Here is a 14,320-nt window from a genome sequence, read left to right as displayed (position 1 = left end):
TCCGGTTCAGGATTCGGCAGGTTCGATCGGCACGCGGCGCTCGCGCACCGTGAGCCACGCGCCCGCCGCACCGCAGACCGCGATCATCGCCATGCCGATGAGCGAGAAGCGGTCGGGCACATGGGAAAAGATGAGCCAGCCGCCGAGCATGGCGAACGCGATCTGCGCATAAAGATAAGGGGTGAGCGTGGACGCCGGCGCGCGCTGGTAGGCCAGGATCAGCATGAAGTGTCCCACCGTTCCCATGAAACCCATGAGGCACAGCAGCGCCCACCATTCCCACGAGGGCAGGGCGGTCCACACGAAGGGCACGGCCACCGAGGCGATCAGCGTGCCGACCCAGCCCGTGTAGAAGTGCATGGTCAGCGGGTTCTCGGTCTGCGCCAGCTTGCTGGTGAGCACCTGGAACCACGCGTTGGTGAGCACCAGCCCCAGCGGCAGAAGAATGGCCCAGCTGAAGGCGCTGCCGCCCGGGCGCAGGATGACCAGCGTGCCCAGGAAGCCGCCCGCCACCAGCGACCAGCGCAACGGCGACACGTGCTCCTTCAGCGTGGTGGCCGCCAGCAGCGTGATGACCAGCGGCGCGATCAGCACGATCGAGGTGAACTCGGCCAGCGGCATGTAGCGCAAGCTCAAAAATGCGAAGACGCTGGAGGCCAGCAGCAGCGCCCCGCGCAGCACCTGGTAGCGCGGATGCCGCGTGCGCAGCAGCGCGGTGCCGTGCAGCGGCAGCAGCACCAGCGTGGTGGCCACCGCCTGGAAGGCATAGCGGAACCACACGCCCATGAGAATGGGCACGCCCAGCGTGGAGTACTTGGTGGCGGTGTCGAGCGTGGCGAAGCAGCCCACGGCCAGAACCACGAGGCCGATGCCGGCCAGGATGCGTTCGGACTCGGCGCTGATGCTTTTTTGCGCCTGGGCGCGTGCATTGGCCAGCGCGGCGGCGGCCGCGTTGTCGGTGCCGGGCCCGGGGCTCTGGCTCACTGCTGGATGCGGTCGCCGAGCAGTTCCCACACCGGCGTGAGTGCGCCGGGCAATGGTGGCAACTTGCCGAGATCGCAATGGCTCTCGTCGGGGCTGTGGAAATCGCTGCCGCGCGAGGCGGCGAAATCGAACTCGAGCGCCTTGTCGGCGTATTCGACATATTCGGCCGGCGTGTGGCTGCCGGTGACGACCTCGATCGCCTGGCCGCCGTGCGCCTTGAATTCGAGGAACAGCGCGTATTCCTCGTTGGCCGTGAACTTGTAGCGGCCGGGGTGCGCGATCACCGCCATGCCCTTGGCGCCGGTGATCCAGCTGACGGCGTCCTTCAGCGTGGCCCAGCGGTGCGGCACGTAGCCGGGCTTGCCTTCGGTGAGGAACTTGCGGAACACCTCGGGCGTGTCGCGGCAGTGGCCCTGCTCGACGAGAAAGCGCGCGAAGTGCGTCCGAGAGATGAGTTCGGGGTTGCCCACGAAGCGCAGCGCGCCTTCGTAGGCGCCATGGATGCCGACCTTGGCCAGCCCCTCGGACATTTCCTGCGCGCGCTTGCCGCGGCCGCCGCGCGTGTCGTACAGGCCCTGCGAGATGGCCGCGTCGTCGGGGTCGAAACCCAGGCCGACGATGTGCACGGTTTCGTTCGCGAAGGTCACCGAGATCTCGGTGCCGGTGAGGTAGCGCATGCCGTTGGCACGGGCCGCGGCAGCGGCGCGGTGCTGTCCACCGACTTCGTCGTGGTCGGTGAGCGCCCAGAGCTCGACCCCGTTGGTGGCCGCGCGCGCGGCCAGTTCTTCGGGCGTCAGCGTGCCGTCGGAGACCACGGAGTGGCAGTGAAGATCGGCATTGAGGATGGAGGACACCCCTGCATTCTATGGGGTCTGGAACATCGATGCGGGCGCGTGGATGCTGTGCAATGCGCTACTAAATAAATAGCATTACTGCACCGCTGGACGCGGCTCAGCGCTTCTTGCGAAAAGCCGCCCAGGCCGCCACCGCGGTGAAGCTGGCGACGATCGCCACCACGATCCAGAAGCCGTGCTTGTGGTCGGCCAGCGGAATGCCGCCCACGTTCATGCCGAACAGGCCGGCCAGGATGTTGATCGGCAGCGCCAGCACCGTGACCACCGTCAGCACGAACAGGCTGCGGTTGTTGTCCTCGTTGACGTTGGCGGCAATTTCTTCCTGCAGCAGCTTGATGCGCTCCTGCAGCGCCTGCATGTCGCGCAGCACCACCGAGAACTCTTCCGTCGAGCCGCGCAGCTCCTGCACGTCGGGCTCGGCCATCCAGGCCGGCGGGCCCTGCAGCAGGCGGAACAGCGCGGCCGGCTCGGGCGCCAGCAGGCGCTGCAGCCGCACCAGCAGCCGGCGCAGCACGCCCAGGCGCGCGCGCTTGTGGTCCAGCCGCCCGGCCAGCAGTTCGTCCTCGATGCGGTCGATGCGCGAGGTGACGCCGCGCACGATCTTCACCAGCACGTCGGCCTGCGCGCGCAGCAGGTGCTCCAGCAGCTCGGTGCTCGAGCGCGGCGCGTCGCCGGCCTTCACCGCGGTGCGCAGCGCGTCGACCGAGCGCAGCGGCTTGGTGCGCGCCGTGACCACCAGGCGCGGGCCCACGCTGATCCACAGCGTGGAAATGTCCGAGGGCTCGAAGCTGAACTCGAAGTGCACGTCGTTGATGACGGCGATCAGCGAGTCGTCCGCGCGCTCGATGCGCGTGGAGGGCAGGCCCTCGTGCAGCGTCTCGTAGAAGGTGTCCGATAGGTTCGCGTGCCGCAGCAGCCAGCGCTCCGCGTGCGCGTGGCTCAGGTTGAAGTGCAGCCAGACGTAGGCGGGGCTGTCCGCGGTGCACTCGATGTCGCGTTGCTCGGCCAGCCAGACGGCGGCCTGCGCCGAGTCGATGGCGCGCGCGGGCTCCGGCGCCGTGGCGTCGAACAGGTAGCCGGAGATCAGCCCGGCTTCGTCGCCGCCGTACGACTGGGCGGAGAGATCATGGAATGCCGACGACAAGGTGCGTGATTCAGAAAATGCGGGTGAAAAGCCAGTAGAGCGAGCCCGACAGCAGCATGGCCACCGGCAGCGTCAGCACCCAGGCCAGCGCGAGGTTGCGCAGCGTGGACATCTGCAGCCCCGAGCCGCTGGCCGTCATGGTGCCGGCCACGCCGGAAGACAGCACGTGCGTGGTCGACACCGGCAGGCCGTACATGTCGGCCGCGCCGATGGTGATCATGGCCACCACCTCGGCCGAGGCGCCCTGCGCGTAGCTCAGGTGCGTCTTGCCGATCTTCTCGCCCACGGTGACCACGATGCGCTTCCAGCCGATCATGGTGCCCAGGCCCAGCGCAATGGCCACCGCCACCTTGACCCACATCGGGATGAAGCGCGTGGCGCTGTCCAGCTCTTCGCGGAAGGCGCCCACGCGCATCCTGGTGTCGGCGTCGAACTTGGCGGCGCCGCTCTTGTCGAGGTGGCGAATGGCCTCGGAAGCCAGGTACATGTCGTTGCGCACGTTGGCCACGGATTCCGCCGGCACCGCGGCCAGCGAGCCGTGCTTGCGCACCTGCTCGCCGATGCTGCCGGCCGTGGCGGCCAGCGCGGGCACCACGGCGGGGGTGAACTCGCGGGTGCGCACATAGGTGGAGAGCGTGTCGCGCACGGCGTCAGGCTGCAGGGCGGGCAGCGACGTGGGCACGCTGCGGGTCAGCGCGTTCTGCGCCATCTCGGCCACGGCCACGAACTTGACGGTTTCGTCGGCGGGCATCGCGCGGTTCAGCGCATAGGCCATGGGCACCGTGCCCACCAGGATCAGCATGATCAGGCCCATGCCCTTCTGGCCGTCGTTGGAACCGTGCGCGAACGACACGCCCGTGCACGTCAGGATCAGCAGGCCGCGGATCCACAGCGGCGGCGGCTCGCTGCCCTTGGGTTCCTCATACAGCGCGCGGTTCTTCACGAAGGCGCGCAGCGCCAGCAGCAGCAGGGCCGCGCAGCCGAAGCCGACCATCGGCGACAGCAGCAGCGAGTAGCCCACCTTGGTGGCCTGCGCCCAGTCGACACCGCTGGTGCCGTCGCGGCCATGCATCAGCGCATTCGCCACGCCCACGCCGATGATCGAGCCGATCAGCGTGTGCGACGACGACGCCGGCAGCCCCAGCCACCACGTCCCCAGGTTCCAGATGATGGCGGCGATCAGCAGCGCGAACACCATCGCGAAGCCCGCGCCCGAACCCACCTGCAGGATCAGCTCCACCGGCAGCAGCGCGATGATGCCGAAGGCCACCGCGCCGCTGGAGACCAGCACGCCCAGGAAGTTGAAGAAGCCCGACCACACCACCGCGAAGTTGGGCGGCAGCGAGTGCGTGTAGATGACGGTGGCCACCGCGTTGGCCGTGTCGTGGAAGCCGTTGACGAACTCGAAGCCCAGCGCAATCAGCAGCGCCACGCCCAGCAGGATGTAGGGCACCCACGTGTTGGTGGGCGCGCCCGAGGAGCTGACATCGCCGACCAGGCTCCATGCGGTGAACAGCAGCCCCGCGGCCAACAGGCCCACGAAGGTGATCAGCGTGAGCGGACCGGGCTTGGCGTCGAGCTTGGGCCGGTGCGCGGCGCCGGGCGCCTGCGGCATCTCGGCTTTGGGGGCTGCGAGGGTGTTCATGGCGGCGGTTTTTTAAGCTGTTGGTATGCCGCGGATGGTGTTCCGGCTATATGACAACTTTGTGTCGGGGCCTGTAAAAGAGCGTTTGTCCGTCACGCCGTCGTCATATGGGCGGCGCAGCATGCTTTTTTCTTCGCCTTCACTTTCGAGCCTTCCATCATGCTGAACAGCGCCCTCCCGGACCACGAAGAACTGATGCAACGCATCGCCCGCGACCTGATCGACAGCTACGACGAAGAGCTCGAGCTGGAAATCGAAGACCGCAACATCGACGGACTCGACCCCTCGACAACCGCGGCCACCCTGGCCACCGAAAAGGCGGCGCGCCAGGCGTATTTCAAGGAACTGTTCCGCCTGCAGGGCGAACTGGTCAAGCTGCAGGACTGGGTGCAGCACAGCAAGCAGAAGGTCGTCATTCTTTTCGAAGGCCGCGACGCGGCCGGCAAGGGCGGCGTCATCAAGCGCATCACCCAGCGGCTGAACCCGCGCGTGGCCCGCGTGGCCGCGCTGCCCGCGCCCAACGACCGCGAACGCACGCAGTGGTACTTCCAGCGCTATGCCGCGCACCTGCCGGCGGCCGGCGAGATGGTGCTGTTCGACCGCAGCTGGTACAACCGCGCCGGCGTCGAGCGCGTGATGGGCTTCTGTACCGACGACGAGTACGAGGAGTTCTTCCGCACCGTGCCCGAGTTCGAGAAGATGCTCGTGCGCTCGGGCATCAAGCTCATCAAGTACTGGTTCTCCATCACCGACGACGAGCAGCACATGCGCTTCCTGGGCCGCATCCACGACCCGCTGAAGCAGTGGAAGCTCAGCCCCATGGACCTCGAGAGCCGCCGCCGCTGGGAGGAATACACCAAGGCGAAGGAAATCATGCTCGAGCGCACCCACATCCCCGAGGCGCCGTGGTGGGTGGTGCAGGCCGTCGACAAGAAGAAGGCGCGCCTGAACTGCATCAGCCACCTGCTGGGCCAGATGCCCTACAACGAGGTGCCGCACCCGCCGATCGCGCTGCCCGAGCGCGAGCGCCATGCCGACTACCTGCGCCAGCCGGTGCCGGCCAGCATGATCGTTCCGGAAATCTACTGAGGCCGCGAACGGCGGGCTTGCCGCCGTTCTGCTGCTTTGTCGTTAGGCCGCCCGGCGCTTTGCCTTCAAACTGCGCCATGGCCCGTCGTTCCACCGCTTCCGTATTCGCCCGCGCGTACCAGCGCAACCTGCGCGCGCTGACCAAGGTCACGCTGAGCAACAGCAAGCGCATCGCAGGCCAGGTGCAGCGCGCCGCGGCCAAGCGGCTCAAGCCGCCGCCCGGCAAGGGCGACTGGCTCAGCGGCATGGCCGTGGGTGCCGGCGGCGCGCGGGGCTATCACCTGTTCCGCCCGGCCGACCTGCAACTCGCGCCCGGCGAGAAGCTGCCGCTCATGGTCATGCTGCACGGCTGCGGCCAGACCGGGCGCGACTTTGCGGCCAGCACGCGCATGAACGCGCTGGCCGTGCGCCAGCGCTTCCTGGTGCTCTACCCCGAGCAGGACAGGCTCGCCCACCCCCAGGGCTGCTGGAACTGGTACGAGCGCCGCTCCGGCAAGGCCGACGCCGAGGCCGCGACGCTGATGGCCGCGGTCGATCAGGCCTGCATGCTGTACCCCGTCGACCGCGACCGCGTGGCGGTGGCGGGGCTGTCGGCCGGTGCCAGCATGGCGGCGCTGCTGGCCACGCGCTACCCGAACCGCTTTCGTGCCGTCGTCATGCATTCGGGCGTGGCGCCCGGCGCGGCCAAGTCGTCGGCCACCGCGCTCGGCGCCATGCGCGGCAAGAACGTGCCGCCCATGCCCACCACCGCGGTCGGCAAGGCGATGGGCGCCGCGGCCGTCTTCGCCACCTTGCCGCCGATGCTGGTTCTGCACGGCGACGCCGATGCCGTGGTGGCGCCGAGCAACGCCGTCAGCAGCGCGGCCGTGTGGGCCACGGCCCTCGGCGCGCGGCCCGGCATGCCGCGTGCCATGCAGCGCGGCAAGCGCCGCGCGATGCAGGTGACCGACTTCAAGCGCAAGGGCCGCACGCTGGTCACGCTGTGCGAAATCGCGGGGCTCGGGCACTCGTGGAGCGGCGGCGCGGCCAAGCTGCTGTTCAGCGACCCCGAGGGCCCTGACGCCACACGCATGGCATGGGCCTTCGCCAGCACGCAGTTCAAGGCGGCGGCCAAGGCCTGAGGAACCGAAGACGGGGCGCTATGCCGCGACGCCGTCGCGCGCGGCGGCCCGCCACGCAACGGGCGCCATGCATTTCTCGCGCTTGAAGGCCTTGCTGAACGCCGCCTCCGACGCACAGCTCACCGCGCCGGCGATCGCGTCCAAGGCCGCATTGCCCTGGCCGAGCATGTTGCCGGGTCGGCGCTGGTCGTCGCGTTGCGCCATTGGCGTGGCCGCCGGCCGGCGCCAGTCCAAGCCTGACGACTTGCCCAATCTGGGCATGGGCATGCCCAGATCGGGCTTCTTCCACAAGGCCGTGCCACACTCGCCGCCCCAACGACAGCTATGCCATGGAATCCGATCTGACTTCGCTCACTCAAGCCCTGCGCGACTTCGCCCAGGCCCGCAACTGGGAGCAGTTCCACTCCCCCAAGAACCTCGCCTCGGCGCTCTCGGTCGAGGCCGCCGAGCTGCTCGAGCACTTCCAGTGGCTCACCGAGGCGCAGAGCCGCGCGCTGCCGGCCGACAAGCGCGCCGAGATCGGCACCGAGATCGCCGACGTGTTCCTCTACCTGCTCCAGCTGGCCGACAAGCTCGGCATCGACGTGGTCGAGGCGGCGACAAGCAAGATGGTTCTCAACGCAAAAAAGTACCCCGTCTGATGCTGGCGTCGCGCCAGGGTGTGCTTTGGGTATCGAATAGCGATCCTTTCCTGATTGGCCGGCCCTCGGCTGCGCGCGCTCACTAGCCTGCGCGGTTCCTACACAAGAACCATCAGGAGGGACTTCGAATGCAACGTCTTGCGACCCTGGCAGCCGCGCTGCTGCTCACCGTGGGCGCGGCCTGCGCCGACGCGCTGCCGATCAACCAGCAACCGATGTACGGCGACACCGAGAAGGCCGCGGCGTTGCAGAGCGCGGACGACAAATTCGTTGCCGGCATCGAAAAGCAGGGGCTCTCGCGCGCCGACGCGTCCAGGCATGCGGTCAAGGCGGGCTGGGGCTATTGGGCGCGCCGCGATCTCGGCACAGCCATGTCGCGCTTCAACCAGGCCTGGCTGCTCGACCCCGAGAACGGGGACGCGTACCACGGCTTCGCCCTCGTCACGTCCATGCGCGGTGGCGCGCCGGCCGAGGTGGAGCGGTATTTCCGCCTCGCCACGTCCAGGCCGGGCGTCGCCGCCGAGGCCCATGTGGACTACGGCCGTTTCCTGTGGACGCAGAAGCGGCTCGACGACAGCCTGGCGCAACTGGACACGGCGCTCAAGGTGTCGTTCACCGCGCGCAACGCCCGCGCCCAGATGGCGTTCGTCCACTACCTGAAGGAAGACTTCGCGCCCGCCTGCACCTGGGCGAAGGGCGCCAGGGTCAACAACGACGAGCTCGAGCCGGGTTTCCTCGAAGACATGTGCCGGCGCGCGGGCACGCCGTGAAGTTCCGCTGAGTACCTTCCGTGTACGCCACCCGGCGTATTTCACCTTTCTGGTGCGTTGCGCAGACTCCTCCCCACGCCAGCCAGACGCTGGCGACCCCGTTCAACCCACCCCGGAGCAGGAGTCCACATGCAACGTCGTTTCACACTCAAGGCGCTCACCGCCGCTGTCGCGCTGGCCAGCATTTCTGCTGCCCCCGCATTCGCCGCCGACACCATCAAGGTCGGCGTGCTGCACTCCCTGTCGGGCACGATGGCCATCTCGGAAACCGTGTTGAAGGACACGGTGCTCATGGCCATCGAAGACATCAACAAGAAGGGCGGCGTGCTGGGCAAGCAGCTTGAGCCCGTGATCGTCGACCCGGCCTCCAACTGGCCCCTGTTCGCCGAGAAGACCAAGCAGCTGCTCGGCCAGGACAAGGTCTCGGTGATCTTCGGCTGCTGGACCTCGGTGTCGCGCAAGTCGGTGCTGCCGGTGGTCGAGGAAATGAACGGCCTGCTGTTCTATCCCGTGCAGTACGAAGGTGAAGAGCTCTCCAAGAACGTGTTCTACACGGGCGCCGCACCCAACCAGCAAGCCATTCCGGCCGTCGACTACCTGATGAGCAAGGAAGGCGGCGGCGCCAAGCGCTGGGTGCTGCTGGGCACCGACTACGTGTACCCCCGCACCACCAACAAGATCCTGCGCGCCTACCTGAAGAGCAAGGGCGTGAAGGACACCGACATCGACGAGAAGTACACCCCCTTCGGCCACAGCGACTACCAGACCATCGTCGCCGACATCAAGAAGTTCTCGGCCGGCGGCAAGACCGCCGTGGTGTCGACCATCAACGGCGACTCCAACGTGCCCTTCTACAAGGAACTGGGCAACGCCGGCCTGAAGGCCAAGGACGTGCCGGTTGTCGCCTTCTCGGTGGGCGAGGAAGAACTGCGCGGCGTGGACACCAAGCCGCTGGTGGGCCACCTGGCCGCATGGAACTACTTCATGTCGATCAAGAACCCGACCAACACGGCCTTCATCAAGCAGTGGAGCGACTACGCCAAGGCGAAGAACATCGCCGGCCACAAGGACAAGCCGCTCACCAACGACCCGATGGAAGCCACCTGGATCGGCATCCACATGTGGAAGCAGGCCGTGGAGAAGGCCAAGTCGACCGACACCGACAAGGTGATCGCCGCCATGGCCGGCCAGACCTTCACGGCGCCCTCGGGCATCGTGTCGAAGATGGACGAGAAGAACCACCACCTGCACAAGAGCGTGTTCATCGGCGAGATCAAGGCCGACGGCCAGTTCAACGTGGTGTGGAAGACGCCGGGCCCGGTGAAGGCCAAGCCGTGGAGCCCGTACATCGAAGGCAACGACAAGAAGCCGGATCAGCCTGCTGGCAAGTCGATGTAACTCTCGGAAATCCTCTCCCTCTTGCTCCCTCTCCCCTTGGGGAAAGGGCTGGGGTGAGGGGGCAACGGCGGTCGATATGGCCGCCGTGTTTGCTGGACGGCCGCCGGCCCTCACCCCAACCCTCTCCCCCGGGGGAGAGGGGGCAACACGAATCTCACCATGCTTCGACGAACCCTTCACTGCGCCCTCGCCGCCATGCTGCTCATGGCATCGGCCGCCCACGCGCTGACCGCCGACGAAGCCCGGGCCATCGCCTCCGGCGAGTCCGAAGCCCGCATCGCCGCGCTCAACAAGGCCGTGCTCACGGCCGACGACAAGACCGCCGCCTTCATCCAGGCCATGTCCGACGACGCGGTCAAGTACGCCGATGACAAGGTCTTCGTGATGAAGGACGACAAGGGCTTCGACCCCGTTTCCGGCGCCGAGCTGAAAGTGCCCGACACCGCCGAAGACGTCGTCAACAACAACCTCATGCGCGGCGCGCTCGATGCCGCGCAGGCCGCGCTCAAGCTCACCAGCAAGGACGACGCGGTGCGCGCCGAAGCCGCGCAGGCGCTCTTCAAGGAGCCCGACGAATCGCGCGTGCCCATGGTCGAGAAGGCGCTGGCCGCCGAGACCAACCCGAAGATCAAGGCGCAGCTCGAACTGGTGCGCGCCGCCAGCATGCTCACGAGCGCCGACAAGGCCAAGCGCCTGACGGCAGCCAGGGAACTGGGCAACAACCGCAACCCCGACACCAAGCTGCTGCTCAACCAGCGGCTGGCCGACGAGACCGATGCCGACGTGAAGGCGGCCATCGTCGCCTCGGTTGCCAGCATCGACGGCGCGCTGGTCTGGGGCGACCGCATCAACGCCGTGTTCAGCGGCATCAGCCTGGGCTCGGTGCTGCTGCTGGCCGCGCTCGGCCTGGCCATCACCTACGGGCTGATGGGCGTCATCAACATGGCGCACGGCGAGCTGATGATGATCGGCGCTTACGCCACCTACGTGATGCAGGGCGTCTTCCAGAGGTACTTTCCCGAGTCGATGTTCGGCTGGTACCTGGTCGCCGCCATTCCCGTGTCGTTCCTGGCGTCGGCGCTGGTCGGCGCCGTGCTCGAGCGCGGCGTCATCCGCTTCCTGTACGGCCGCCCGCTCGAGACGCTGCTCGCCACCTGGGGCATCAGCCTGATGCTGCAGCAACTGGTGCGCTCGATCTTCGGCGCGCAGAACGTCGGCGTGGAAAACCCCGGCTGGATGAGCGGCGGCTTCACCATGCTGAGCAATGTCACGCTGCCGTGGAACCGCATCGGCATCATCGTGTTCGCGGTGCTGGTGCTGCTGGCCATGGGCTGGCTCATCGGCCGCACGCGGCTGGGCCTGTTCGTGCGCGGCGTCACGCAGAACCGGCCGATTGCTTCGTGCATGGGCGTGAACACCGCGCGCATCGACACCTATGCCTTCGCGCTCGGCTCCGGCATCGCGGGCCTCGCGGGTTGCGCGCTGAGCCAGATCGGCAACGTCGGCCCCGACCTGGGACAGAGCTACATCGTCGACAGCTTCATGGTGGTCGTGATGGGCGGCGTGGGCCAGCTCGCGGGCACCGTGTACGCGGCGCTGGGGCTGGGCATTCTCAACAAGTTCATCGAAGGCTGGGCGGGCGCGGTGCTCGCGAAGATCGCGGTGCTTGTTTTCATCATCATCTTCATCCAGAAGCGCCCGCAAGGCATCTTCGCGATGAAGGGCCGGAGTGCAGAGGCATGAGCAAGGTCACATTGCCAACCAAGGGCCCGCTGCTGAGCGGCAAGGGCTGGACGGCCTTCTTCGTCGCATTGATCGTCGTGTGCGCCGTGGCGCCGGTGCTCAACATCGTGGTGCCGCTCGACAGCCCGCTGCACATGAGCGACTACGCCGTGGCGCTGGTCGGCAAGATCATGTGCTACGCCATCTGCGCGCTGGCCATGGACCTGATCTGGGGCTACACCGGCATCCTGTCGCTGGGCCACGGCCTGTTCTTCGCGCTGGGCGGCTACATGATGGGCATGTACCTCATGCGCCAGATCGGGCGCGACGGCAACTACAAGAGCGACCTGCCCGACTTCATGGTGTTCCTCGACTGGAAGGAACTGCCCTGGCACTGGACTTTCAGCGGCAGCTTCGTCATGACGCTGGTGATGATTGTTGCGGTGCCCGGCCTCATCGCCTTCGTGTTCGGCTTCTTCGCCTTCCGCTCGCGCATCAAGGGCGTGTACTTCTCGATCATCACGCAGGCCATGACCTTCGCGGCCATGCTGCTGTTCTTCCGCAACGAGACCGGCTTCGGCGGCAACAACGGCTTCACCGACTTCAAGCGCATCCTGAACATTCCCATTGCCACGCAAGAGATGCGCATGACGCTGTTCGCGCTCACCGGCGTCACGCTGCTGGCCTTCTTCCTGTTCGCCAAGTGGCTCATCGGCAGCAAGTTCGGCCGTGTGCTGCAGGCCATTCGCGACGCGGAAACGCGCGTGATGTTCTCGGGCTACAACCCGCTGCCGTACAAGCTCACGATCTGGGTCATCTCCGCCGTCATGTGCGGCGTGGCCGGCGCGCTGTACGTGCCGCAGGTGGGCATCATCAACCCGGGCGAGATGAGCGCGGCGAACTCCATCGAGATCGCGATCTGGGCGGCGGTGGGCGGACGCGCCACGTTGATCGGGCCGATCATCGGTGCCTTCATCGTCAACGGCGCCAAGAGCTGGCTCACCGTGGCCTACCCCGAGTACTGGCTGTACTTCCTGGGCGCGCTGTTCATTGCTGTCACGCTGTTCCTGCCGAACGGCATCGTGGGCCTGGTGCGCAAGTGGCTGTCGAGGGAGAAGGCCCCCGTGGTTGGCGCGGCCGCCGTGAGCGACGCACGGGAAGAAGCCCAGCGCTCCCTGGCCGCCGAGCAGGGCATGGCGCCGGAAACGCTGCATGCGCCGCTGGGCGCCGAAGTGAAGGGAGCACGCGCATGACGCCCGACCTGATGGAAGCCGGTGCCGAGCGCGCCGCGCGTGCCCACGGCATGCCCTACGACAGCGGCAGCACCGAGTCGGGCGGCCGCGCCGCCGACTTCGGCCGGCATGTCACGCCGGGTGAGGTCGACGTCACGCACGGGCGCATCCTGTACCTGGAAGACGTGAGCGTGAGCTTCGACGGCTTCAAGGCCATCAACAAGCTGTCGCTGGACATCGCGCCCGGCGAGCTGCGCTGCATCATCGGGCCCAACGGCGCGGGCAAGACGACCATGATGGACATCATCACCGGCAAGACCCGGCCTGATTCAGGCACCGTGTTCTTCGGCAGCACCATCGACCTGCTGCGCCACCGCGAGGCCGACATCGCGCAGCTGGGCATCGGGCGCAAGTTCCAGAAGCCGACGGTGTTCGAGCACCTCACCGTGTTCGAGAACCTCGAGCTCGCGCTGAAGACCGACAAGGGCGTGCGCGCGTCGATGCTGTTCAGGCTCGACTCCGCGCAGAGCGACCGGCTGGCCGAGGTGCTGCAAACCATTCACCTGGCCGACAGCGTCTCGCGCCTGGCGGGCAACCTGAGCCACGGCCAGAAGCAGTGGCTCGAGATCGGCATGCTGCTCATGCAGGACCCGAAGCTGCTGCTGCTCGACGAGCCCGTGGCCGGCATGACCGACGAGGAAACGGCGCGCACGGCCGAGCTGTTCCTCACACTCAAGGGCAAGCATTCGTTGATGGTGGTGGAGCACGACATGAGCTTCATCCGAACCATCTCCGAGATCGTCACCGTGCTGTGCGACGGCTCGGTGCTGGCGCAAGGCACGCTCGACGAAGTGCAGGCCGACGAGCGCGTGATCGAGGTCTACCTGGGCCGCTGAGGAACCGAAGCCATGCTGACAGTCAAGAACATCCACCAGTACTACGGCGGCTCGCACATCCTGCGGGACGTGAGCTTCGAGGCGAAGCTGGGCAAGGTCACCGTGCTGCTGGGCCGCAACGGCGTGGGCAAGACCACGCTGCTGAAGTCGCTCATGGGGCTGGTGCCCATCAAGAGCGGCAGCATCGAGCTCGAGGGCAAGCCCATTCAGAAGGCGACGCCTTACGACCGGGCGAGGGCGGGTATCGGCTTCGTGCCGCAGGGCCGCGAGATCTTCGCGCGGCTCACGGTCGAGGAAAACCTGCGCATGGGCCTGGCCTACAAGAGCGGCAGCACGCCCATTCCGGCGGAGCTGTACGAGCTGTTCCCCGTGCTCAAGCAGATGATCAACCGCCGCGGCGGCGACCTGTCCGGCGGGCAGCAGCAGCAGCTCGCCATTGCGCGGGCGCTGGCGCCCAAGCCGCGGCTGCTGATCCTCGACGAGCCCACCGAAGGCATCCAGCCGAGCATCATCAAGGACATCGGCCGCGTCATCCGCATGCTGGCCGACCGCGGCGACATGGCCATCGTGCTGTGCGAGCAGTACTACGACTTCGCCCAGGAACTGGCGGACGACTACCTCGTGATGGAGCGCGGCGAAGTCATTGCGCGCGGCCTGGGCAAGGACATGGAAGCGCAGGGCGTGCGCCAGCTGGTGGCCATCTGAGGACCATCTAAGGGCCCGCGCCGGGCTGTCCTTGCCAAGCCGGTACCAATCCCCCGGCAAATCCGTATCGGCAGAAATTCAGGGTTTACCCTAAAATCCGGGGTCTGCCCGCGGCCGCC

14 protein-coding genes are annotated in these 14,320 nt (G+C 67.2%); 9 read left to right on the top strand and 5 right to left on the bottom strand.

All coding sequences use genetic code 11. The features are described from left to right. Window positions 1–6: 6 nt before the first annotated feature. From BM004_RS38820 to BM004_RS38805, 4 genes are all read right to left on the bottom strand, one after another. Complete coding sequence (locus BM004_RS38820; RefSeq protein ID WP_093132944.1) at window positions 7–984, bottom strand: DMT family transporter; 978 nt, start codon at window positions 982–984, stop codon at window positions 7–9. Further along, window positions 981–1,838: a 3',5'-nucleoside bisphosphate phosphatase gene (locus tag BM004_RS38815; protein ID WP_093132945.1), complete on the bottom strand. Its 858-nt coding sequence runs from the start codon at window positions 1,836–1,838 to the stop codon at window positions 981–983. The genes BM004_RS38820 and BM004_RS38815 overlap by 4 nt, the downstream gene beginning before the upstream one ends. A 97-nt stretch (window positions 1,839–1,935) precedes the next feature. Next, window positions 1,936–2,982 carry a transporter gene (locus tag BM004_RS38810; protein ID WP_093132947.1) on the bottom strand — a complete coding sequence of 349 codons (1,047 nt, stop codon included), beginning with the start codon at window positions 2,980–2,982 and terminating at the stop codon, window positions 1,936–1,938. 10 nt (window positions 2,983–2,992) lie between these two features. Then, window positions 2,993–4,627 (bottom strand): inorganic phosphate transporter, encoded by a 1,635-nt coding sequence (locus BM004_RS38805; RefSeq protein ID WP_093221995.1) that lies wholly within the window; start codon window positions 4,625–4,627, stop codon window positions 2,993–2,995. A 159-nt stretch (window positions 4,628–4,786) separates the two neighbouring features. Here BM004_RS38805 and ppk2 point away from each other — a divergent pair, with 159 nt between their 5' ends. Further along, window positions 4,787–5,716, top strand: a complete 930-nt coding sequence (gene ppk2, locus BM004_RS38800; RefSeq protein ID WP_177206771.1) for a polyphosphate kinase 2 — start codon at window positions 4,787–4,789, stop codon at window positions 5,714–5,716. Window positions 5,717–5,793: 77 nt separating this feature from the next. After that, window positions 5,794–6,837, top strand: coding sequence for an extracellular catalytic domain type 1 short-chain-length polyhydroxyalkanoate depolymerase (locus BM004_RS38795; protein ID WP_093132953.1), 1,044 nt, complete (start codon window positions 5,794–5,796; stop codon window positions 6,835–6,837). 18 nt (window positions 6,838–6,855) lie between these two features. Here the strand turns inward: BM004_RS38795 and BM004_RS38790 are convergent, their stop codons facing one another. Continuing rightward, window positions 6,856–7,098 carry a hypothetical protein gene (locus BM004_RS38790; RefSeq protein ID WP_256220271.1) on the bottom strand — a complete coding sequence of 81 codons (243 nt, stop codon included), beginning with the start codon at window positions 7,096–7,098 and terminating at the stop codon, window positions 6,856–6,858. Window positions 7,099–7,166: 68 nt separating this feature from the next. Between BM004_RS38790 and BM004_RS38785 the strand changes: the two genes are divergently transcribed. The 7 genes from BM004_RS38785 (at window position 7,167) to urtE (ending at window position 14,201) form a co-directional block, all read left to right on the top strand. After that, on the top strand, window positions 7,167–7,478 hold the full coding sequence (locus BM004_RS38785) for a nucleotide pyrophosphohydrolase (RefSeq protein WP_093221991.1): 312 nt from the start codon (window positions 7,167–7,169) through the stop codon (window positions 7,476–7,478). Between the two features lie 128 nt (window positions 7,479–7,606). Beyond that, on the top strand, window positions 7,607–8,248 hold the full coding sequence (locus tag BM004_RS38780; RefSeq protein ID WP_093221988.1) for a hypothetical protein: 642 nt from the start codon (window positions 7,607–7,609) through the stop codon (window positions 8,246–8,248). A 129-nt stretch (window positions 8,249–8,377) separates the two neighbouring features. Continuing rightward, window positions 8,378–9,646 carry an urea ABC transporter substrate-binding protein gene (urtA, locus tag BM004_RS38775; protein ID WP_093132959.1) on the top strand — a complete coding sequence of 423 codons (1,269 nt, stop codon included), beginning with the start codon at window positions 8,378–8,380 and terminating at the stop codon, window positions 9,644–9,646. 195 nt (window positions 9,647–9,841) lie between these two features. Next, complete coding sequence (gene urtB / locus BM004_RS38770; RefSeq protein ID WP_093221985.1) at window positions 9,842–11,389, top strand: urea ABC transporter permease subunit UrtB; 1,548 nt, start codon at window positions 9,842–9,844, stop codon at window positions 11,387–11,389. Then, window positions 11,386–12,621 (top strand): urea ABC transporter permease subunit UrtC, encoded by a 1,236-nt coding sequence (urtC, locus tag BM004_RS38765; RefSeq protein WP_093221983.1) that lies wholly within the window; start codon window positions 11,386–11,388, stop codon window positions 12,619–12,621. Before urtB ends, urtC begins: the two co-directional genes overlap by 4 nt. Further along, entirely contained in the window at window positions 12,618–13,496 is an 879-nt protein-coding gene (urtD, locus tag BM004_RS38760) for an urea ABC transporter ATP-binding protein UrtD (protein ID WP_093132965.1), read from the top strand. Before urtC ends, urtD begins: the two co-directional genes overlap by 4 nt. Window positions 13,497–13,508: 12 nt before the next feature. Beyond that, window positions 13,509–14,201 carry an urea ABC transporter ATP-binding subunit UrtE gene (gene urtE, locus BM004_RS38755; RefSeq protein WP_093132967.1) on the top strand — a complete coding sequence of 231 codons (693 nt, stop codon included), beginning with the start codon at window positions 13,509–13,511 and terminating at the stop codon, window positions 14,199–14,201. The last annotated feature ends 119 nt before the right edge of the window (window positions 14,202–14,320 follow it).

The sequence above is a fragment of the Variovorax sp. OK212 genome, assembly GCF_900112425.1.
Taxonomy (GTDB): Bacteria; Pseudomonadota; Gammaproteobacteria; order Burkholderiales; family Burkholderiaceae_C; genus Variovorax.
This window is presented reverse-complemented; position numbering and strand designations above follow the sequence as displayed.

Coding starts and splice junctions, on each gene's coding strand:
- urtE (WP_093132967.1), top strand. CDS start 13,509: ATGCTGACAGTCAAGAACATCCACCAGTACTACGGCGGCTCGCACATC.
- urtD (WP_093132965.1), top strand. CDS start 12,618: ATGACGCCCGACCTGATGGAAGCCGGTGCCGAGCGCGCCGCGCGTGCC.
- ppk2 (WP_177206771.1), top strand. CDS start 4,787: ATGCTGAACAGCGCCCTCCCGGACCACGAAGAACTGATGCAACGCATC.
- urtA (WP_093132959.1), top strand. CDS start 8,378: ATGCAACGTCGTTTCACACTCAAGGCGCTCACCGCCGCTGTCGCGCTG.
- BM004_RS38790 (WP_256220271.1), bottom strand. CDS start 7,098: ATGCCCAGATTGGGCAAGTCGTCAGGCTTGGACTGGCGCCGGCCGGCG.
- BM004_RS38805 (WP_093221995.1), bottom strand. CDS start 4,627: ATGAACACCCTCGCAGCCCCCAAAGCCGAGATGCCGCAGGCGCCCGGC.
- BM004_RS38780 (WP_093221988.1), top strand. CDS start 7,607: ATGCAACGTCTTGCGACCCTGGCAGCCGCGCTGCTGCTCACCGTGGGC.
- BM004_RS38785 (WP_093221991.1), top strand. CDS start 7,167: ATGGAATCCGATCTGACTTCGCTCACTCAAGCCCTGCGCGACTTCGCC.
- urtB (WP_093221985.1), top strand. CDS start 9,842: ATGCTGCTCATGGCATCGGCCGCCCACGCGCTGACCGCCGACGAAGCC.
- urtC (WP_093221983.1), top strand. CDS start 11,386: ATGAGCAAGGTCACATTGCCAACCAAGGGCCCGCTGCTGAGCGGCAAG.
- BM004_RS38795 (WP_093132953.1), top strand. CDS start 5,794: ATGGCCCGTCGTTCCACCGCTTCCGTATTCGCCCGCGCGTACCAGCGC.